Source organism: Trinickia dinghuensis, assembly GCF_003367175.1.
Taxonomy (GTDB): domain Bacteria; phylum Pseudomonadota; class Gammaproteobacteria; order Burkholderiales; family Burkholderiaceae; genus Trinickia; species Trinickia dinghuensis.
Map to the genome: position 1 here is coordinate 194,229 of NZ_QRGA01000015.1, position 19,865 is coordinate 214,093.

Consider the following 19,865-nt stretch of genomic DNA (forward strand, 5'->3'; position numbering starts at 1 on the left):
TGCGGGTAGCGCGGGTGGGGCCGATGCCGCCATTACGGCAGCCGCACGCGTAACTTTAGGGGTCGATTGAGCTTTTCTTGTTGTGCGCTGCCACAGAGAGAAGCAGGACGAGATCGGCATGCGTCAAGCCGCACTGTTTCGCTCGGCAATTGACCATTGTTTGCAATGTTTGCGCTCGAGTGCGCACCGCGCCGCTTCACGTGGCATTCTTCTCGCTGGCACCCAATCCCTTTCGCCGGGCTTATTTCTCCTTTCATGCGCACTACGTTCCGCCGGCTGATTCTTCTATTTTGCGCGCTGCGCTATGGCGCGAAGCTGCTATGGGCCGCCGCGCCGCACAAAGACCGAGTGCGATGGTTCATGCACCTCGCCTCGAGCGTGCACGCCTCGGCAAGCGCACGCGGATCGCTGCACCGAGCCCTCCCGCAGTTGGGGCCGCTTCTCAGCGCGTTCACGGAACAGGCGTTGACACAACCGGATACGTTCGCGCGTTCCGTCCACGATGTATTCAGCCTGCTCGCCGCCGCCGAGACGGAGCTGACCAAGCCCCTACCGCCAAGCGAGGTCGTTCCCGCGCTAGCAAAGGCCATGGGGCGTGCGCCGGATTCCGTATTCGCTTCGATCGAACTCGTCCCGCTCGAAAGCCGCGTCGCCGAGCAAATCCACGCCGCGCGGTTGCGTGCCCGGGAAAGCAGCGAACGGCCGGACGGCGGCTACGTCGACACCATCGTCAAGCTACTGCGCGCCAAGGAGGTCCAGCGCATCGGGGACGACATCGCCGTCCTGGGATGGGTCGCGCGAGTGCTCGAGCGTTTTCTGCCCGCGGCCCGGGAAATCGGTGTGCATGCGATGGCGCAATCGCTTGGCGCCGAAGTCCAGCGACGCTTCGATTTGCGGACCGAAGCGGCCAATTTGTCGCAGACGAGCCGGCACTTCCAAGACGACGCGCGCGTCGTCGTGCCCGAGGTCGTATGGGAGCTCAGCACCGATCACGTGCTCGTGACCGAGCGGATCGAGTCCGCGCCCATGACCGATCTCGAGATGCTGCGCCTGCGCGGCATCGATCTGGAAGCGTTGGCCGAGCGCATCGTCGAAGTCGTCGTCGAGCAAGCGTTCGCGCACGGTTTTTTTCATGCGGCGCTCGACGCGGAACACCTGCGCGTCAGCATCGAACAAAAGACACTAGGCAGGCTCGTGTTCGGCGACGGCAAAGTCATGGCGACTCTAACGGAACCCGAACGCGCGTTCTTCGTCCACGGGGCCAGCGCGCTGTTCGAGCAGGATTACGCGCGGCTTGCCGCGATGCATCGGGAAGCGGGCCATGTCGAGCCCGGCACGCGCGACGAAGTGCTCAGCGCCGAACTGCGCACACGCGCCGAACCGCATTTCGCCGCGCCGAGCGGGCAGCGTTCGCCAGCCGCGCTGTTGGCGCACCTGCTGGGCGCCGTCGAGCCTTTCGACGGCGGCGTTTCGCCCGCGTTGACGCTCGCCCACGAGGCAATCGAGCGGGCGGAATCGCTGGCCCTCGCGTTGGCGCCGGGCTTCGACACGTGGCAAGTCGTCAAAGGCACGCTCAAGGCCCTGGCCCGAGAGGACATCGGCCACCGCGGCTGGATCAAGCGGCTTTCGCGCGAGTTGCCGCATCTGGCGGCGATGCCGCGCCTGCCTACTCTCGTCGCACAACGGTTGCAGCATATGTATGACGGCACGCACGAGCGGCACGAGGCCGCGGTGTGGCTCGCCGAGTTGCGTCACGAGCAACGGCGGACCCGGCGCTTGCTGTGGGCCTGCGCCGTTGGCGGCGCCCTGCTCGGCGCGGGAGCGGTCTGGCTCGGGCGATAGACCGAGGTCGGATCTCGGATGGGCCCGGTGGCGGAGTTCAGCCACGGCTCAGCGGATCAGCGTCCCAATGGATCAGCGCCGCTCTAAGCTCCGCGCAGCGGCGCACGGCCTGCCTTCCGGCCGCACTCAATCGGCCGTATCCGCGCCCTCCGGCACGCGCGCCCTGACCTCCGGCCGCGGCAGCGGAGACCATCTCGGACGCGACTTGTCACCCGAATCGACGACGACCAAGTAACGGCCGGCCCAAGGCGTCACCGCTCGATCCGGGTGCAGCACCCAAAGCGAAAGGCCCGCGTCGGTCATCGCCTGGTATTCGGCATCGAGTACGCCGAAGTGGTCGAGAAACCGGTCGAGCGAACCGGGAATCCGCACGCACCCCTTCGAGTGGCGAATCCCGAGCAAGGGTTCGAGCCTGTCGGGATCGGTCGCATGCATTTGAAAGCGCATCGAGGAAACACCTCCCTTGCCCCATCCGCGCAGGGCGTCGGTCCAGCCGAAATCGAAGATCCTCGAGCCGCGCGCGCCGTATCCGCGGATGCCGTTCTCGTTGAACGTCCCCTCGGCGCGAAAATCCATGTTCCGCGGCGTGTGCTCGAAGACGCCCAGCGGCGTCACGAAGTGGTCATAGCGGCCGGGCCAGCCGGTGGAGACGGGCGAAGCGCCGATCAGCGTCCAAGCGCTCGCCGGATCGCCGCGAAAGTAGATGAACACTGCCTGCACGTTCGGATTGCGATCGACGAGCACGACGTACTGTCGCGCCAGGGTGGCGAGCCCCTTTGCCGCCAGCGCCGCCTGCAAACGCTGCCCATAGGCGAGTTGATCGGCGGGCGGCGCGTTCAAGCGCCGCGTGACATCGTGGCCGAATTGACCGCGGAGCTTGAGCGCGTCGCGCGGGTCGAGGTGCGCGACCACATCGGCGGCATGCTGGGCCGCCGCCGCAACTGCCGCCGAAGCAGCCGATGCGGCTTGCGCCGCTAAAGCCGATGCCGCCGAACCGGGCGTCGGCGATTTCGCGTTGCCGTTCGATGCTGCGGAAGACGCGGCACCCGAGCTCGCCGACGCGCCGCCGGCCGACGCCGCGGACGCGGACGCGGCAGACGCCGGCGGCGGCGCCGGCTTGGCGAGCGCCGGGCACGCCATCGCCGCACAAAGCATCAGGCGAACGGCGATGGCTGCCGCCGCCCTTTTCGAAGTGACATCGATTCGTCGATTCGACTGCTGATTCAATGCTGGGTGTGGATTCAACGCGCTGCCGCGTCGGCGCTGAACGTGCCGGCCGGAAAGGTTGACTTCTCTCATCAACTAATCGCCGTAGAAAGTGCTTGCCCAACGCTCAAGCAAATTCCACGCCGATTCTAATCCGGCGCGACAGGTGTGAAGGGAAGCGGAATTCTGCTCGCGTTCTGACGATCGACCATCCAGTTGGGATAGGAGGGAGGCAGCGCACTAACTGCTTCGAGACGCGCAAGCTCCTCCTCGGTGAGAACGACGTCGACTGCACCGAGATTGTCCTCGAGCTGATCGATCCGTTTGGCACCGATAATGACACTCGTCACATACGGCTTGGCGAGTATCCAGGCAAGCGCGATCCGGGCGACCGAAACACCGCGCGCGTCGGCAATGGCGCGCATCTGTGCGACGCAGGGCCAGGCCCGATCGAGATCGACCGGCGGAAAATCGAAATTGCTGCGCCGCGAGCCTTCCTCGACGGGCGCCCCAGGACCGAACTTCCCGGAAAGCAATCCGCCGGCGAGGGGCGACCAAACGAGCAGCCCCATCTGCTCTTCGACGACGAGCGGCACCAGTTCGCGCTCCACGTCACGTCCGGCGATCGAATAGTAGGCCTGGAGCGTCTCGAAGCGCGTGGCGCGAAGCGCTTCGCTCAACCCGAGCGCTTTACCGATCTTGCCCGCGCGCCAATTCGAAACGCCGACATAATGGACCAGCCCCTGCCGCGTGAGATCGTCGAGCGCACGCAGCGTCTCTTCGATCGGCGTGACGGAATCGCTGGCGTGAATCTGGTAAAGGTCGATATGGTCGACTTGGAGCCGCTCCAGACTTCTCTGCACGGAATCCATGATATGGCCGCGTGACGCCCCCTGGGCGTTGGGTTTTGGGCCCATCACACCGCCTGTCTTCGTCGCCAGCACAATCTCGCCGCGCGGTACTCCGATGTCTTTCAGCGCCCGTCCGACAAGGCGTTCCGACTGGCCAAACGAATAAATGTCGGCGGTGTCGATGAAGTTGATTCCTTCGGCAAGCGCACGAGCGATCAACTGGTTCGCTTCGTCCTGACCGAGCGTGCCGATCGCCTTCCACATCCCGGCGTCGGCATTGCCGCCCAGCGTCATCGTGCCGAGGCACAGCTCGGAGACATACAGGCCAGTGCGGCCGAGTTGCTTATATTTCATGGCAATTCCCTTAAAGAGCGGCTCGATGAAATGCGGGGCATCCGGTTCCGTCGCGTCCCGCACACCAGGATTTCAGTTGCTTTGAGACTTTCCGGCCCGAAACTGGCCAGCGATCCATGGTTGCCCCTGTCCGTTCGAATGATCCGTGGACACCATGGGCAACGAGTCTACTGAGTCACGATTGAGTTATAAACGAGGTCAAATGGAACGTTCTGTTACTCTCCGAGTGAACAATGCAAAACCTTGACGCACTGTTGATCTTTGCTCGTGTCGCTGAAATGTCGAGCTTCACGCGCGCGGCCGAAAGCCTAGGCATTCAGAAGGGGCGCGTCTCGACCGTGATCCGAGAACTCGAGCGAGATGTGGCCGCTACCCTCCTGCATCGGACCACCCGAAGCGTGCAACTTACAGAGGATGGGCGCGCCTTTTATTCACGCGCACGCGACCTGCTTGCCGAAGTTCAAGAACTGGAATCGATGTTCGCGGGCAACAGGGCGCCGCTACGGGGAAGACTGCGCGTCGACATGTCGACAGAGTTGGCGCAAAGCATCGTGGTTCCCGCACTGCCGCAACTGATGGCCGCACATCCGGAGTTGGAACTGGAACTATCCAGCACCGATCGGCGCGTCGATCTCGTTCAAGAAGGGTTCGATTGCGTGATCCGGCTGGGGCCGATCGTCGACGAGACGCTGATTGCCCGGCCGATCGGCAAGCTGCGCATGATCAATGCGGCGAGCCCGGGCTATCTGGCTCGTTACGGCGTCCCGCACACGCTCGATGATCTACGCAGCCAAGGGCACCAGATGGTTCACTACACGCGAACACTGGGCGCCAAGCTTGCCGGATGGGAATATCCGAACGGCGACGGCTACGCGACGCTTGCGCTGCCGGGCGCCGTGCAAGTGAACAGTGTGCAGACCTATCACGCAGCCGCACTTGCGGGCATCGGGTTGATCCAGGCGGGATCTCCAGGGCTCGCGCGCCACATCGAACGCGGCGCGCTAGTGGAGGTTCTGCCCGACCTGCGTCCCGAACCCCTCGCCGCGTCGCTCGTCGTGGCCCATCGACGCAACCTGTCGCCACGCGTCCGGGCCTTCATGAATTGGATAGAGGGCGTATTGGAGCCGTATTTCGATTAACCGGTTGCGGGCGCCGCTCAAACGGGCAGCGGACAACCGTCAGGCCGGAAACGCCGCCATTCAGCGAGCCGTCAAGCGTCCGTGCGCCCTCGGCGCCGCAGCACGACATGCGAGGCCTTCTCCGACGCGACGGATTCGACGCATTCGTATCCCAGAGCCCGCAAGTCAACCCCATCGAACAGCGACTCTCCGCGGCCGAGCAAGACCGGCGAAATAGCGATGTGCAGTTCGTCGACGAGGCCCTCACGCAGATACTGTTTGATCGTGTCCGGCCCGCCGCCGATCCGCACGTCCTTTCCGGCGGCAGCCTCACGCGCGCGGTCGAGCGCCTCGCGAATGCCGCCCGTCACGAAGTGGAACGTCGTGCCGCCTTCCATCTCGATGGGCGCGCGAGCATGATGGGTCAAGACGAAGACTGGAACGTGATACGGCGGATTGTCGCCCCACCAGCCCTTCCAGTTCATGTCCGGCCAGCGCCCGCGAATGGGGCCGAACATGTTTCTCCCCAGAATCCAAGCCCCGACATTCTGAAAGCCACGGGCGGCGAAATCGTCGTCGACCCCGGTCGTACCGCCGTCCTGGCCGAACAAGGTGCGCTGGAACGTACGCGTCGGGAATAGCCATTGATGCAGTTCCGTCCCGCCGACGCCGAGCGGATGGTCGATATCTTGATTCGGACCGGCTCCGTATCCGTCGAGCGAGAGGGTGAAGCCCGCAACGCGAACGCGTGTCATCTGTTGTCTCCGTTCTCTACGTTGTCTTCGTTCAATGCTTCGCGACGGCGCCGCCCCCCGCATCGTCGGCATCGGGCGCTTCGACGACGGCGAGCGGCAGCGTCACCGTCAATGCAAAGCCTTCTCCTGGCGCCGTGGCAACATCGAGCTCGCCCCCTAACCGCGCGGCCCGCTCGCGCATGCCGAGCAGCCCGAACGACTTGCGGCTGCGCCGCGCGCTGGGCAGCGCGCCCCGGCCATTGTCGCTGATTTTGACGACGCAAAACGGCTCGTCGCGCGCGATTTCGATGTTGGCCTCGCTCGCGCCCGAATGCCGCGCGACGTTCGTCAACCCTTCCTGCACCATGCGAAACACCTCGGTGCCGCTATCGCGATTGAACGTCACCTCGTTGACGTCGAGTTGAGCGTTGACGGTAATGCCGTGTCTCGCGGAAAACTCGTGAATGAACCAATCGATCGCGGGAATCGGCCCCAGATCGTCGAGCATCACGGGACGCAAGTCGGCGGCGATGCGGCGCACCGACCCGACGAGCTGATCGATGAGCCCGTAGATATTGCGCAGCGCGCCGGCCGACGATTGATCGATCTTACCCGCGATCGCCTCTTCGAAGCGGATCATGTCGATCTTCAATGCAGTCAGCAATTGGCCCAGATCGTCATGCAGTTCGCGTGCGATTCGCGTCTTTTCCTCTTCGCGGATGTGCTGGATGTTCGCCGACAGGCGCTGCAATTCCTCGCGCGATTCGCGCAGCGCTTCGGCCGCGCGCCGGCGGTCGGTGACGTCCATGATCCATCCGACCATGCGGTACGCCGTGCCCGACGCATCCCAGAGCGCCTGCGCGCGCGACTGGATCCAGCGGTATTCCCCCGCCCGCGTGCGGACACGATATTCGATGTCGTAAGGATGCTGGTCCTCGGTATGCGCCCGCAGCGCGAGCATGACCTGCTCGACGTCGTCGCGATGGATGATCTCGTAGTGCGCCCGCATCTCGTTCGGCAGTTCGTCCTCGTCATGGCCGACGATTTCCCGAAAATGCGGCGACAAATACATTTGCCCCGTCCGCAGATTCCAATCCCACAGGCCCGCGCTCGCCCCGCCGACGGCCAGTTGAAACCGCTCCTCGCTCGCGGCGAGCGCGGTGAGCGCGCGATTGCGCTCGATCGCGTAGCGGATTGCGCGGCTGAGCAGCGCCGCCTGGATCTCGCGCTTGAGCAGATAGTCTTGCGCGCCTTCTTGAATTGCAATGAGGCCGACTGAAATATCGGAGAGCCCCGTCAGCACGAGCACGGGCGTATCGGGCGCGACGTGCCGGAAGCGCCGGAACGTTTCGATGCCGTTGCCGTCCGGCAGACCGAGATCGAGCAGGACGACGTCGAACCGCATTTCTTGCGCGTGCGCGAGCGCATCGGCGAGCGATTCGGCATGGGTCAGCTTATGCTCGAACTCTCTGATGTCGATCAGCGCCTCGCCGATGATCAGCGCATCGGTGGGGCTATCCTCGACCAGCAGGACCTGGACGGACGTCGGCGTGTTCAAGATCAGACCGGAGGCAGTGTGACGACGCCGAACCAGAATTCATTGATGCTGCGCACGACGTCGATGAACTTGGCGAAATCCACGGGTTTCGTGATGTAGCAATTGGCGTGGAGACAATACGACTTCACCACGTCTTCTTCCGACTTCGACGTCGTCAGCACCACCACGGGGATGTTACGCAGATCGGGATCCTGCTTCAGCTCGTACAGCACCTCGCGCCCGCTCATGCGCGGCAGGTTCAGATCGAGGATGATGAGTCCGGGGCGCGGCGCCGGCTGGCCCGCATACTTGCCGCGGCCTTTCAGATAATCCATGGCATCGACGCCGTCCTCGACGATATCGAGCGGATTGAGCACCTTGTATTGCTCCATCGCCTCTTGCGTCAACATGACGTCGGTGGGACTGTCTTCGACGAGAAGAATGTGAACGAGCCTACCGCTTTCATCGCGTAGCATGCGCAACACCCCCAAGAACGATGCATTAGTGCATTAGCCTGCGTTCGAACCCGCCGCGCGCGGCAAGGTAAAGAAGAACGTCGTGCCCTCGCCGGGCTTCGACTCCAGCCAGATCTTCCCGCCGTGATGCTCGACGATGCGCTTGCACAGCGCGAGCCCGAGCCCCGTTCCCGGATATTCGCGACGCGTATGCAGCCGCTGGAAGATCACGAAAATGCGTTCGAAGTACTGCGCTGCAATCCCGATGCCATTGTCGGCGATCGATATCTGCCATTCGTCGCCCGCCGGCTTTGCGCCGACGTGAACGTGCACCGGGCGATCCTTGTTCCGGAACTTGATGGCATTGCCGATCAGGTTTTGAAAAAGCAGCGTCAACTGCGTCGGAATACCGAGCACCGTCGGCAATGTGTCGTGCGTCACTTGCGCGTCGGTTTCCTGCACGACCACCGACAAATTCCTCAAGGCGCCATCGAGCGCATCGCTCACCTGCATCGCCCGCTTCGGATCTTCGAGGCGGCCGACGCGCGAATAGCTGAGCAGATCGTCGATCAGCGTCTGCATGCGGGTCGCGCCGTCGACGGCATGGCCGATGAACTCGTCGGCCCGATCGTCGAGCTTTCCCTCGTAGCGCCGCTGCAAAATTTGCAGCGGCCCCGCCACCGCGCGCAGCGGTTCCTGCAGATCGTGCGACGCGACGTAGGCAAATTGCTCCAAGTCGCGATTCGACCGCGCAAGCTCGTCGGTGCGCTGCCGCAATTGCAGCTCCGCGCGCGCGCGTTCGGTCACGTCGTGCAAGACGAGCACCGACCCGACGAGCCGCCCCTGCGAATCGAAGGTCGGTGCGCCGTTCGCATCGACATACGTTCGCTTGCCGTCGCATCCGACGAGCACCGTACCGTTCGAATGATCGACGGTGCGCCGCTCGCGCATCGCGACGACGCCAGGGTTCTCGGCCTTGCTGCCGTCGTAGCTGCGCTCGAAGCGCAGGATCTCATCGACGGGATGGCCGAGCGTGTTTTCGGGGCGCCAGCCCGTCAATGCATGCGCTACCCGGTTGAAAAACGTGATCCGCCCGTCGGCGTCGGTGGCGACGACACCATCGCCGATGCTCGTCAGCGTCACTTCGAGCAATTCTTTCTGCTCGAACAGCGACGTGGTCAGTTCGGCCGCCCGACGCAGCATGCGCCGGGCCAAGTAGCCGAACGACAAGCAGATGAGGACCGTCAACAGTCCCGAGGCGAGGCCGATCGCCACCGCCAAGTCGCGCGTGTGGCGAGCCGCCGCCTGGCGCGCGGAGAGTTGATCGCCCACCTCGTGCTCCATCGTCAAAACGATCGCACGGGCATGCTCCATGAACGTTCGGCCCGTGTCGTTCTGGACGATTGCCTGCGCCGGCTCGAATCCTTGGTCGCGCCGCACGCTGATGACCGACTGCAGTTCGCGATGCTTTTCGTCGAGCAGCGCGCGCAGCTGCGCCAGCCGCTGCTCCTGCACCGTGTCGCCCGAAAGCAGCGCCTCGAGACGGTCGAGTTGCTTGCTGATCTGCGGCTCGGCCTCGCGGTAGGGGTGAAGATACTCCTCCCTGCCGGTAATCACGAACCCGCGCTGCCCCGATTCCGCGTCGCGCGACAGCGTCAGGAGCCGCTCGAGGCCCGTGTAGATCGCATCCGAATGCTGGACCTCGGCCTCGCTGTTATAGAGGCTCACGGTACCGAACGCCCCGATGCCGGCCGTGACGAGCATGAGCAGGCCGATGAACGGCCAGCCCCATCCCACCCAACGCCACCCCGTACCGCCGAGCCCGCCGAAACGCGTGACAGCTTTATTCATTTCCTGGAACCTCGAACGTGCATTGCAGTGCTTCGTTACAAGATAGGAAATTCGACTGACGAATCACAAAAAGAAATCGTAACTTGGCGCGATCGTCATGATTTTGTAACAATTACAAGGCCTTACAAGCCCTTACGAGCCTCTGCAGCGCGCAGCCTCCAACCCGCCAGCTCATGCGCGCCCGGTATTCACGGGGCGGTAGTCGGTCGGACGTGCGCCCGTCCACTTCCGAAACGCGCGGTGAAACGCGCTCGGCTCTGCAAATCCGACGGCAACGGCAATATCGGCGATCGTTTGCCCCCCGCTCTGCAAGGCGGCAATCGCCATGTCGCGGCGCAGCGCATCCTTGATCGACTGATAGGTTTCGCCTTCGCGTTTGAGCTTGCGGCGCATCGTCGCCTCGGCGATGCGCAATTCCGCGGCCAGCGCGTCGGCGCCGGGCCATTCCGATATCGAACGCGAGCGTAGCGCTCGCCGCACCCGTGCGGCCAGCGAATCGGGATTGCGGTATTTGACGAGGAAGCTCGCCGGCGCATTGCGCAAGAACGTCTTCAGCGACTTCGGCGTTTGGATGACGGGCAGCTCCAGAAACGCTGGAGCCAGCTCGACATACGACTCGGATTCGCCGAAGCGTAAGTCGTCGCAAAACATCGAGCGGTATTCGTGGCCCGCCGCGGGCTCGGCGCAGCGAAAGCGCGCGGCACGAACGGGAATCCGGCGCCCGACCAGCCAGCACACCACGCCATAGACGAGGATGAAATACGTGGCATAGGCAAACATCTCCTTATCGCCCACGCCTTCGTTGAGCCGATAGACCAGGCGCACGCGCTCGCTCGTCGTGTCGACGTCCGCGCGCATGTCGTCGAGCACGAGCCGCATGAAGCCCGTGGTCCGCGCAATCGCCTGCGCACCGTTGCGCGCGGTGAGCGCCGCCTGGCACATCGCGATGAAGCTGCCGCTTCGCATCGCGTGCGAGTCCTGGCCGAAGAATTCGTCGTCGAGCCCGCTGCCGACCGCATTCCACAGCGCGCCGTACTGCGCCGAGGATACGCGCGCCTGAGGCGAAGCCAGCAGTTGCGGGGAGATGCCGGCCTGCTCGAGCATCGGCGCGGGATCGACGCCGCAGCGCTCGACGCAGCGAATGGCTTCCTCGACGAGACTGACGGCGATAGTCCCTTTTTCTTTATCCATGAATCGTTCCGGCGGGCAGTCGATGCACACACGCTCCGCTGGCCGCGATGCCCGGTGCCTCGATGCCCCACGCCTCCAATCACCCCGATGGCAAATACGCTCACGACGATTGAGCGGCCTGAGCATCGAAAGCCGCCGCGAGCCTGCCTACACTTCGACGCGTATTCGGCTCGCCCTCCCGGCGCGCCATTTTGACCCATTTCGCAGGTTTGCGCCGCCATGGACGAGTTCTATACCGATGAACAACGGATGATCCGCGATGCCGCACGGCAGTTCGCGGCCGAATGCCTGGCGCCGCATGCCGCCGAATGGGACCGCGACGGCGCGTTGCCCGCTCACATCGTCGGGCAGATGGGCGAGCTCGGCTTGCTCGGCATGATGGTCCCGGCCGAGCTCGGCGGCACCTATACCGACTACGTCGCCTATGCGCTCGCCCTGGAGGAGATCGCGGCCGGCTGCGCTGCCTGCGCGACGATGATGAGCGTGCACAACTCGGTCGGCTGCGGGCCGATCCTGAAGTTCGGCACAGCCAAGCAACAAGCGCGTTGGCTCGCCGAGCTCGCGCTCGGCAAGACGATCGGCGCGTTTTGCCTGACCGAGCCGCATGCCGGCTCCGAGGCCAATAACCTGAGAACGCGGGCCGTGCTGGAAGACGGCCGCTGGATCATCAACGGCAGCAAGCAATTCGTCACGAACGGCGGACGTGCCGGCGTGGCGATCGTCTTCGCCGTCACCGATCCGGAACTCGGCAAGCGCGGGCTGTCGGCCTTCGTCGTGCCGACCGACACGCCGGGCTTCTCGGTCGGCCGGCCGGAGAACAAGCTCGGCATTCGGGCATCGGATACCTGTCCGATCACGCTCGAGGGCTGCGCCGTGCCGGAGGACAATCTGCTCGGCGAACGCGGCGAAGGGCTCAAGATCGCCTTGTCGAACCTCGAGGGCGGGCGCATCGGGATTGCCGCTCAGGCCGTCGGCATCGCGCGGGCCGCGTTCGATGCCGCCCGTGCTTATGCCGGCGAGCGGATCCAGTTCGGCAAAGCCATCAAAGAGCATCAAGCGATCGCGCATATGCTCGCGGACATGGCCACGCGCCTGAACGCCGCCCGCCTGCTCGTCCATCACGCCGCCCGGCTGCGCAGCGCGGGCAAGCCTTGCCTGTCGGAGGCGTCGCAGGCGAAGCTCTACGCCTCGGAGGCGGCCGAGGAAGTCTGCTCCAAGGCGATCCAGATTCACGGCGGCTACGGCTACCTGGCCGACTATCCGGTCGAGCGCCACTACCGCGACGCGCGGATCACGCAGATCTACGAAGGCACGAGCGAAGTTCAGCGGATGGTCATCGCCCGCCACCTCTGAGACACGGGGACATCGGGTCGGGCCGCGCAGGCGGGGCGGCGTACGCCATGCCGCGGCCGCCCCGCCGCGCGGGCCCGCCCTTCAGCCCCTGGCCGCATCGGTACTATTCGGTTGTAGAAGCTGTCACGTTGCCTCGCGGCGAGAAACTGACGGCCGTCAACCAGCGGTTAGCGATCCGTCTATCGAAGGCGCAGCGTGCTCCGCGGGCTCCCCACGGGCCATGAAGGGCGCCGCAAAACACGTGTTTCAATGCTATATTCGGCGCTCCTCGCATACTGATCCGCGCCAATTCGCTCAAACCATGCAGGACACGCCGAACAAGCCCTCGTGGCCGGATGCCGATGAGGCACGTCGCGCAAATCTCAACGCCATCTTGCTGCGGATTGCGGAAGGAAGCCGACCTGCCTTTACGGATTTCTATGAACTCACCGCGGCGCATGTATTTGCCGTCATCGTGCGCATGGTTCGCGACCGCGGAGAAGCGGAGGATTTGCTGCAGAACGTCTACATGAATGCGTGGCGGCGCGCGGATAGCTTCGATCCGAAACGCGGCAGCGCGATGACCTGGCTTGTCACGCTGGCACGCCACCGTACAATCGACCGCATGCGCGAGCACCGCGAAACGCAGATCGACGAGCAACAAGTCGCCTTGATCGAGGACGACTCCCCCACCCCGGTGGACGCCGCTCAAGGGAGCGAAGAGCGGCAGCGGCTCGAACGATGCATGAAGGCGTTGGAGGCCAAACAGCGCGGCGCAATAAGGGAAGCCTTCTTTGGAGGAGCGACCTACAATGAATTGGCCGAGCGCCATCACGTGCCGCTCGGCACCATGAAAAGTTGGGTCCGTCGAAGCCTCATGCAACTTAAAGTGTGTCTCGAGAGATGAACACGTCCGACCAACCCTCCGACGGCCTACGCTGCGCCGAGTATGCCCTCGGCGTACTCGATCGAGACTCGCGACGCGCACTCGAACTCGAAGCAGACCGTGAGCCCGCCATCCGAGCGACCCTCGACACATGGCTTGCGCGTTTTACCGTGCTTGCCGAAGACCTACCAGGCCTTAATCCGCCGGCTCGCGTATGGACTCGAATCACGCGTGACCTCGGCTTTCCACACGCCGATTCGGCCGCTGCCGCGCGCGGCCAATGGTGGAACAACCTGCCGTTATGGCGTTGGCTTGGCGCAGGCGCTACCGCCGCCGCCCTAGCGTCGGCAGCCGTCAACATCGTGGTGCTGCGCGGCACGCAGCAGCCGGCTGCCGTGCAAAATGGCTATATCGTCGCGACGCTCGCCCACGGCAACGGTGCGGCACATTGGACTGCAACGGTGGATGTCAAGCGCGCCCGAATGGTGATCGTCACGGCCAACGCGCCGCAAATCGCCGCGGATCGCTCGACGGAGCTGTGGCTGATAGCGCCGGGCGCCAAACCCGTTGCGCTCGGACTGATTCCAGCACAAGGCCCAGCCTCAATTCCACTGCCGCCGCGAATTCTCACGCAGATCAATACGCAAGCGGTGCTGGCAGTATCCGTCGAACCCCACGGCGGGTCGCCCTCCGGCCAGCCCACCGGACCCGTGATCGCCACGGGCGCCTTGCACGCGGTCTGAAGCCGGCGGGATGCCGGCGCAAAGGCGCCGGCCCGCATGCCGATGCGCGCGGCAAAAATTGACCTCGCCCGATGCATCCCTTGTCGGTCCTCGCTCGTATCTAAGGGGAGACCGTTATAGGGAGCCGTCACCCCGTGCCTCCTGTCGCCATTGTCGCCATTGTCGCTATTGTCGCTATTGCGGCCTGCGCGCTTGCGTTCGCGTTCTTCGTCGTCTGGTTATTGCAGTTGCGCACCTGCAACGCGAACATGATCGACCCGGCATGGGCTGCCGGCATCGGCATGGTTGCGATTTTTGTCGCCATTGCGGGCACTGGTGCCGTCGCGAACCGCATTGTCGTTGCAATCGGCGGGGCGGCTTGGGGAAGCCGCCTGACGGTCCATCTTTGGCGCCGCAACTATCGCAAACCCGAAGACCCGCGCTATCGTCAGTTTCGCGACAACTGGGGGCGCTCGGCCACACGCAATTTGTTCTGGTTGTTTCAGCTGCAGGCACTAACGGCACTGCTACTTGCAGTGGCGTTCTTCGTGCCTGCCTCCTCAATGCAAGCGGCGTCCCGCGCCCGGATTTTGGGAGCCGCCGCTGTATGGGCTGTCGCGGTCGGCGGTGAAGCATTGGCCGATCGTCAACTCGCACGATTCATCGCCGATGAGAACCATCGCGGGCAAGTTTTAAGCGTGGGCCTTTGGCGCTACTCGCGCCATCCAAATTATTTTTTCGAATGCCTTCACTGGCTCGCATACACGGTGCTTTCCATCGGCTTGCCTTGGGGATGGCTGACCGTCACACCACCGCTACTGATGGCATGGCTCCTGATGAAAGTGTCCGGCCTGCCGCTGCTCGAAGCGCGGCTCGCGGCCACGCGCGCCGGTTACAGCGACTACATGCGCACCACTAGCCCGCTGATCCCTTGGCCGCCGACGCGCAGCGCTAGCGCCCACGATGAACGTCACTAACACGTAAAACGTAAAAGGAGCGCTCCTCATGGGGACGATATCGAACGACCCAGGTATCGTGCGGCCGATCAACGATCATTGGGCCATTCGTTGCTGTGAACGAGGGCTCGTGCCTGACGTGCTCGTGCGTGCCGGCATGCGCCGGCTGATGCGCGCCCGTTTGCGCGACGAAGGCGCGGACGATCCCGAGCGCGGCGCGGAATCGTTCCATCGGTTGCTGAACGACTTGCGGACGATGCCGATCGCCGTTGAAACGCGCGCCGCAAATGCCCAGCATTATGAAGTGCCCGCTGCCTTTTTTGAGGCCCATCTCGGGCCCAACATGAAGTATTCCTGCGGTTACTACGCGCGCGGCGACGAGAGCCTATCGGAAGCCGAGGAGGCCATGCTCGAATGCTATGTGAAGCGGGCCGGCCTCGCGGACGGCCAGCGCATCCTCGATCTCGGCTGTGGCTGGGGATCGCTTACGTTATGGCTCGCACAGCGTTTTCCGTCGGCGCAAGTCGTCGCGCTGTCGAACTCGCAGGGTCAGCGATCCTTCATCGAGCGCCTGGCGAAACACCGCAAGCTCGACAACATACGCGTGCTGACCGGCGATATCGTGAGTTTCGACTTCCCGGAACGTGACCGCGATTTCGACCGGATTCTGTCGATAGAGATGTTCGAGCACATGAAGAACTATGGCTTGCTCCTCGCGAAAATCGCGCGCTGGCTGAACGATGACGGGCAGCTTTTCGTCCATATTTTTGCGCACCGCACGCTCGCTTATCATTTCGCGCCCCGCGACGAAACCGATTGGATGACGCGTCATTTCTTCACCGGAGGCACGATGCCGTCGGCCGCGCTGCTGCTGAACTTCCAGGACGATCTGCGCGTCGCGCGGCAATGGTGGATCAGCGGCAACCACTATGCGCGCACCGCGCATCAATGGCTTGAATCGCTCGACGCAGGGCGCGAGCGCATCCTCGCAATCTTCACCGAAATCTATGGCCGCGACGCCGCGCTTTGGTTTCGGCGCTGGCGCATGTTCTACATGGGTGTCGCCGAACTCTTCGGTTATGCACATGGAAATGAATGGGGCGTCGCGCACTACTTGTTCGAAAAGCGGAAGAAGGAACGTCTCGATCGGACCGAGGCTTAGGCATCTCCCACCCAAAGCTCCGTAGTTGCGCGCTTGTTCATCGCTGTTAACGGCTGTTCGCCGTTACATCGATGAGATCGATGGGTTGCTGCATCCCCACGCGCGGCTCGTACGTATTTGCGAGGACAGTCCAGATACCGGCAAGAGGAGAGCGATCGACCATGCAGATAGAACGCGCCGAAATGCGGCAAGACGCGAGAATAGCCATCGTGGGCGCCGGCATTGCCGGGTTAGCCAGCGCCTACCTGCTTGCGCGCCGGTATCGCGTCACGCTCTTCGAAGCGGCCCCGCATTTGGGAGGGCACACCCATACCGTCGACGTCGAACTCGAGGGATCGAGCCATCCGGTCGATACGGGTTTTCTGGTATTCAACGACCGCACTTACCCCAATCTCATCGCGCTGTTCGATGAGATTGGCGTGAAGGCGCATCGAACCGATATGTCGTTTTCGGTATCGCTCGACGGCGGCCAGCTCGAGTGGGCCGGGACTAACCTCAATACTGTATTTGCGCAGCGACGCAATTTGTTTTCGCCAAACTTCCTCGGCATGCTGAGGGACATACTGCGGTTTAACGCATCGGCACATGAGCATTTGCAAAGCGCGGCCCGCAATCGATGGTCAGTCGGCGAATTGCTGCTCGACGGTGGTTACGGGGTACCCTTTCAGCGCCACTACCTGTTGCCGATGGCGTCCGCCATCTGGTCGAGCGCGGCCAACGATATCCTGCGCTTTCCGGCTGTCAGCTTCTTGCGTTTTTGCCTTAACCACGCATTATTGCAAGTCAATGGTCGCCCCGCGTGGAGAACCGTCGCCGGCGGCGGCCGGGAGTACGTCAGGCGCATCGCTGCCACCCTCGACGACGTACGCGTCGACACCCCCGTGCGTGCGGTCACGCGCGACGCGGGCGGCGTCACTGTAATGACCGATTCGGCCGGCGCGGAGCGCTTCGACGCGGTCGTGCTGGCGAGCCACGCACCCACGAGCCTGCGCTTGCTCTCCGACGCCGACGACATGGAGCGGCGCGTGCTCGGAGCCGTGCGGTATCAGCGTAACGTCGCGATGCTGCATACCGACACGCGCTTGTTGCCGCGGCGCCGGCGCGTCTGGTCGGCTTGGAACTATCTAAGCACGCACAGCCAGCACCGCAGCAGCGATGCACAGCCCGCGTGTGTCAGCTATCTGCTCAATCAACTGCAGCCGTTGCCCTTCCGCACGCCCGTGATCGTAACGCTGAATCCGACCGAAGCGCCCGCCCCCGAACACGAAATCGGCTGCTACGAATACGAGCATCCGCTGCTCGATCTGGCTTGCGTCGACGCCCAGCAGCGCTTGCCGGACATTCAAGGCCGTCGGAGCACGTGGTATGCGGGCGCCTGGACCGGCTATGGATTCCACGAGGATGGCCTGAAATCGGCATTGCGGATCGCGCACAGCTTCGATGTGGCGCCCTCGTGGGCATCGCTATGACACACGGGCCGATTCCCGCCGACCGTGCACCGGCGCGACTGCTCACGGGCCACGTGACGCATGCTCGCCTGAAACCGGTCACGCACCGCTTCGACTATCGCGTGTTTTATGTGAGCGTCGACCTCGCCCGGCTCGCGCAGGTCCGGCGCTGGTGGTTCGGTATCGATCGGTGGGCGCCTCTTGCTCTCGTGACATCGGACTTCGGACCGCGCGACGGGCGCTCGCTCGATGTCTGGATGCGAGGACTGCTCGTCGACGCGGGCATCCCTGCGGACGGCGAAATCTGGCTGCAGACCCTTCCGCGTCTATTCGGCTATGCCTTCAATCCGGTGAGCTTCTGGTTTTGCCATGACCGCTCGGGCGCATTGCGCGCGCTCTATGCCGATGTGCGCAACACGTTCGGCGCGCACCACGGCTATCTGCTCAGCGCTCCCGGGCACGCGCCCATCGTCAACGACACGGTGCTCACGTGCCGAAAAACGTTTCACGTTTCGCCTTTCTGTCATGTAAAGGGGCAATACGCGTTTCACGTGCGTCGCGACGGCGATCGCACCGCCGTTGCCATCGATTACGGCGATGGCGACGGCCCGCTGTTGTGTACCTCGCTTATGTTGCGCAGCGGACGGTTCACGGGCGCGCTCGTGCTGAAAGCGCTGGCCGAGCAACCGCTCGGCATTGTTGGCGTGATGACCCGTATCTATTGGCAGGCACTGCGGCTATGGCTCAAGCGCACGCCTTTTTACGGCGCTCACCCCCGTACCGATGCGGCGGACGCAACATCGTGTCCTTCGGATTCGCATTCCAAGTTGCTAGACGACGAGACCCCGTCATGACATTCCTGCGTTCGTTCCTAATCCAACCGCAACTGCTTCCGAGCGCTAAGCTGTTCATAGGTCTATTGCGCCGCATCAAGGTGGGCCACCTAACGCTTTCGATGCCCGAGGGCGCGCGAGAAATCTTCGGAGACCCGCGCGAGCCGCTCTGTGCGGCGCTGCAAATTTCGGATTGGCGTGCTTGCCGCGCGATCTTGCGTTCGGGCGACATCGGCCTGGCCGAAGCGTACCGCGCCGGTTGGATCGATTCCCCGGATTTCACGGCCCTACTGCGCTTGGCCATTCGAAACGAGGCAGCGATCGCTCGCACGGTTCATGGCCGCAGGCTCGAGCAGCTGTGGTACAACCTGCGCCACCGCCTGCGCGGCAATACGCGTGCGGGCAGCCGGCGCAATATCCACGCGCACTACGACGTAGGCAATGCGTTTTACGGCCTCTGGCTCGATCCAACGTGGACGTATTCGAGCGCGTTGTTCGACGGCGACTACTCCCGTACGCTTGAAGCGGCGCAGCATGCAAAGTACCAACGCATCGTCGATACGCTCGGCCTGCGTCCCGGCATGCGCGTGCTCGAGATCGGGTGCGGCTGGGGCGGCTTTGCGCGGCATGTGGCGAGACTCGGCGTCGACGTCCATGCCGTGACGATCTCGCCGAGCCAGCACGGGTTCGCGGTAGAGCGCGTTGCGCGCGAAGGCCTTGATCGACTCGCCCGTATCGATCTTTGCGACTACCGCGATCTGCGCGGCCAATATGACGCGATCGTTTCGATCGAAATGTTCGAGGCCGTGGGAGAGATGTATTGGCCAACTTGGTTCGGTACGCTGCGCCGATGCCTAGCGCCGCATGGGCGCGCGCTCGTGCAGACGATCACGATCCACGATAAGCGCTTTCGCGCCTACCGAGCCTCAAGCGACTTCATTCGCGAATATGTCTTCCCCGGAGGCATGTTGCCGAGCCCAGAACTGTTCGTGAAGCGCGCCTCGGAAGCACATCTTTTCGCACAGCCATCGCTCTCCTTCGGGCTTGATTATGCGCACACGCTGTGCCTCTGGCATGGCGCCTTCGAGGGTCGTCTTGAAACCGTACGGTCGCTCGGTCTCGATGAAAAATTCATCCGCACCTGGCGCCTCTATCTGGCTTACTGCGAAGCCGGATTCGCGGAGCAGCGCACCGACGTCATGCAGTTCATCGTGCAGCGCACGGACTAACGATGCGGGCATGGCGAGCCGGCTTGGTGGCGACGATTGGGCCGCTTCCACTCGACCGTGAACAAACGCACGCATCCGGACACCGCCCTCGACCGTATTTGCCAATGTTCGACGCGAAGTCCACGTCGATGAAGCCGTAGTCAATATCCGTCAGGAGG

Annotated in this window: 17 protein-coding genes; 10 read left to right on the plus strand and 7 right to left on the minus strand. The window is 63.6% G+C overall.

Annotated elements, in window-relative coordinates:
• Positions 1–255 precede the first annotated feature (255 nt).
• Positions 256–1,842 carry an ABC1 kinase family protein gene (locus DWV00_RS24705; RefSeq protein ID WP_115536237.1) on the plus strand — a complete coding sequence of 529 codons (1,587 nt, stop codon included), beginning with the start codon at positions 256–258 and terminating at the stop codon, positions 1,840–1,842.
• A 126-nt stretch (positions 1,843–1,968) separates the two neighbouring features.
• Here DWV00_RS24705 and DWV00_RS24710 read toward each other — a convergent pair whose 3' ends face one another.
• Both DWV00_RS24710 and DWV00_RS24715 read right to left on the minus strand, forming a co-directional pair.
• Complete coding sequence (locus DWV00_RS24710) at positions 1,969–3,141, minus strand: hypothetical protein (protein WP_342767009.1); 1,173 nt, start codon at positions 3,139–3,141, stop codon at positions 1,969–1,971.
• 56 nt (positions 3,142–3,197) lie between these two features.
• The gene (locus DWV00_RS24715; protein WP_115536239.1) at positions 3,198–4,253 is read right to left on the minus strand and encodes an aldo/keto reductase; all 1,056 of its coding nucleotides are present in this window, start codon (positions 4,251–4,253) and stop codon (positions 3,198–3,200) included.
• 233 nt (positions 4,254–4,486) lie between these two features.
• On the opposite strand from DWV00_RS24715, the gene DWV00_RS24720 reads away from it, so the two are divergent.
• Positions 4,487–5,392: a LysR family transcriptional regulator gene (locus DWV00_RS24720; RefSeq protein WP_115536240.1), complete on the plus strand. Its 906-nt coding sequence runs from the start codon at positions 4,487–4,489 to the stop codon at positions 5,390–5,392.
• Positions 5,393–5,463: 71 nt separating this feature from the next.
• Here the strand turns inward: DWV00_RS24720 and DWV00_RS24725 are convergent, their stop codons facing one another.
• From DWV00_RS24725 to DWV00_RS24745, 5 genes are all read right to left on the minus strand, one after another.
• Positions 5,464–6,126, minus strand: a complete 663-nt coding sequence (locus tag DWV00_RS24725) for a dihydrofolate reductase family protein (RefSeq protein WP_115536241.1) — start codon at positions 6,124–6,126, stop codon at positions 5,464–5,466.
• Positions 6,127–6,157: 31 nt separating this feature from the next.
• Positions 6,158–7,663, minus strand: coding sequence for a PAS domain-containing protein (locus DWV00_RS24730; protein ID WP_115536242.1), 1,506 nt, complete (start codon positions 7,661–7,663; stop codon positions 6,158–6,160).
• Between the two features lie 2 nt (positions 7,664–7,665).
• The gene (locus tag DWV00_RS24735; protein ID WP_115536310.1) at positions 7,666–8,118 is read right to left on the minus strand and encodes a response regulator; all 453 of its coding nucleotides are present in this window, start codon (positions 8,116–8,118) and stop codon (positions 7,666–7,668) included.
• Positions 8,119–8,151: 33 nt separating this feature from the next.
• Positions 8,152–9,948: a sensor histidine kinase gene (locus DWV00_RS24740; RefSeq protein ID WP_115536243.1), complete on the minus strand. Its 1,797-nt coding sequence runs from the start codon at positions 9,946–9,948 to the stop codon at positions 8,152–8,154.
• 171 nt (positions 9,949–10,119) lie between these two features.
• Complete coding sequence (locus DWV00_RS24745) at positions 10,120–11,139, minus strand: AraC family transcriptional regulator (RefSeq protein ID WP_115536244.1); 1,020 nt, start codon at positions 11,137–11,139, stop codon at positions 10,120–10,122.
• Between the two features lie 219 nt (positions 11,140–11,358).
• On the opposite strand from DWV00_RS24745, the gene DWV00_RS24750 reads away from it, so the two are divergent.
• From DWV00_RS24750 to DWV00_RS24785, 8 genes are all read left to right on the plus strand, one after another.
• Positions 11,359–12,492 (plus strand): acyl-CoA dehydrogenase family protein, encoded by a 1,134-nt coding sequence (locus DWV00_RS24750; protein WP_115536245.1) that lies wholly within the window; start codon positions 11,359–11,361, stop codon positions 12,490–12,492.
• A gap of 301 nt (positions 12,493–12,793) precedes the next feature.
• Positions 12,794–13,378, plus strand: a complete 585-nt coding sequence (locus DWV00_RS24755; RefSeq protein ID WP_115536311.1) for a sigma-70 family RNA polymerase sigma factor — start codon at positions 12,794–12,796, stop codon at positions 13,376–13,378.
• Complete coding sequence (locus DWV00_RS24760) at positions 13,375–14,100, plus strand: anti-sigma factor (protein ID WP_115536246.1); 726 nt, start codon at positions 13,375–13,377, stop codon at positions 14,098–14,100. Before DWV00_RS24755 ends, DWV00_RS24760 begins: the two co-directional genes overlap by 4 nt.
• 134 nt (positions 14,101–14,234) lie before the next feature.
• Complete coding sequence (locus DWV00_RS24765; RefSeq protein WP_115536247.1) at positions 14,235–15,056, plus strand: DUF1295 domain-containing protein; 822 nt, start codon at positions 14,235–14,237, stop codon at positions 15,054–15,056.
• A 28-nt stretch (positions 15,057–15,084) separates the two neighbouring features.
• The gene (locus DWV00_RS24770; RefSeq protein ID WP_115536248.1) at positions 15,085–16,197 is read left to right on the plus strand and encodes an SAM-dependent methyltransferase; all 1,113 of its coding nucleotides are present in this window, start codon (positions 15,085–15,087) and stop codon (positions 16,195–16,197) included.
• Between the two features lie 161 nt (positions 16,198–16,358).
• The gene (locus DWV00_RS24775) at positions 16,359–17,666 is read left to right on the plus strand and encodes an NAD(P)/FAD-dependent oxidoreductase (RefSeq protein WP_115536249.1); all 1,308 of its coding nucleotides are present in this window, start codon (positions 16,359–16,361) and stop codon (positions 17,664–17,666) included.
• Positions 17,663–18,499 carry a DUF1365 domain-containing protein gene (locus DWV00_RS24780; protein ID WP_115536250.1) on the plus strand — a complete coding sequence of 279 codons (837 nt, stop codon included), beginning with the start codon at positions 17,663–17,665 and terminating at the stop codon, positions 18,497–18,499. The genes DWV00_RS24775 and DWV00_RS24780 overlap by 4 nt, the downstream gene beginning before the upstream one ends.
• Complete coding sequence (locus DWV00_RS24785; RefSeq protein ID WP_115536251.1) at positions 18,496–19,707, plus strand: SAM-dependent methyltransferase; 1,212 nt, start codon at positions 18,496–18,498, stop codon at positions 19,705–19,707. The genes DWV00_RS24780 and DWV00_RS24785 overlap by 4 nt, the downstream gene beginning before the upstream one ends.
• Positions 19,708–19,865: the final 158 nt, after the last annotated feature.

Excerpts from the sequence above, each read along its gene's own strand:
- DWV00_RS24705 (WP_115536237.1), top strand. The coding sequence starts at position 256 with ATGCGCACTACGTTCCGCCGGCTGATTCTTCTATTTTGCGCGCTGCGC.
- DWV00_RS24710 (WP_342767009.1), bottom strand. The coding sequence starts at position 3,141 with ATGAGAGAAGTCAACCTTTCCGGCCGGCACGTTCAGCGCCGACGCGGC.
- DWV00_RS24715 (WP_115536239.1), bottom strand. The coding sequence starts at position 4,253 with ATGAAATATAAGCAACTCGGCCGCACTGGCCTGTATGTCTCCGAGCTG.
- DWV00_RS24720 (WP_115536240.1), top strand. The coding sequence starts at position 4,487 with ATGCAAAACCTTGACGCACTGTTGATCTTTGCTCGTGTCGCTGAAATG.
- DWV00_RS24725 (WP_115536241.1), bottom strand. The coding sequence starts at position 6,126 with ATGACACGCGTTCGCGTTGCGGGCTTCACCCTCTCGCTCGACGGATAC.
- DWV00_RS24735 (WP_115536310.1), bottom strand. The coding sequence starts at position 8,118 with ATGCTACGCGATGAAAGCGGTAGGCTCGTTCACATTCTTCTCGTCGAA.
- DWV00_RS24740 (WP_115536243.1), bottom strand. The coding sequence starts at position 9,948 with ATGAATAAAGCTGTCACGCGTTTCGGCGGGCTCGGCGGTACGGGGTGG.
- DWV00_RS24745 (WP_115536244.1), bottom strand. The coding sequence starts at position 11,139 with ATGGATAAAGAAAAAGGGACTATCGCCGTCAGTCTCGTCGAGGAAGCC.
- DWV00_RS24750 (WP_115536245.1), top strand. The coding sequence starts at position 11,359 with ATGGACGAGTTCTATACCGATGAACAACGGATGATCCGCGATGCCGCA.
- DWV00_RS24755 (WP_115536311.1), top strand. The coding sequence starts at position 12,794 with ATGCAGGACACGCCGAACAAGCCCTCGTGGCCGGATGCCGATGAGGCA.
- DWV00_RS24760 (WP_115536246.1), top strand. The coding sequence starts at position 13,375 with ATGAACACGTCCGACCAACCCTCCGACGGCCTACGCTGCGCCGAGTAT.
- DWV00_RS24770 (WP_115536248.1), top strand. The coding sequence starts at position 15,085 with ATGGGGACGATATCGAACGACCCAGGTATCGTGCGGCCGATCAACGAT.
- DWV00_RS24775 (WP_115536249.1), top strand. The coding sequence starts at position 16,359 with ATGCAGATAGAACGCGCCGAAATGCGGCAAGACGCGAGAATAGCCATC.
- DWV00_RS24780 (WP_115536250.1), top strand. The coding sequence starts at position 17,663 with ATGACACACGGGCCGATTCCCGCCGACCGTGCACCGGCGCGACTGCTC.
- DWV00_RS24785 (WP_115536251.1), top strand. The coding sequence starts at position 18,496 with ATGACATTCCTGCGTTCGTTCCTAATCCAACCGCAACTGCTTCCGAGC.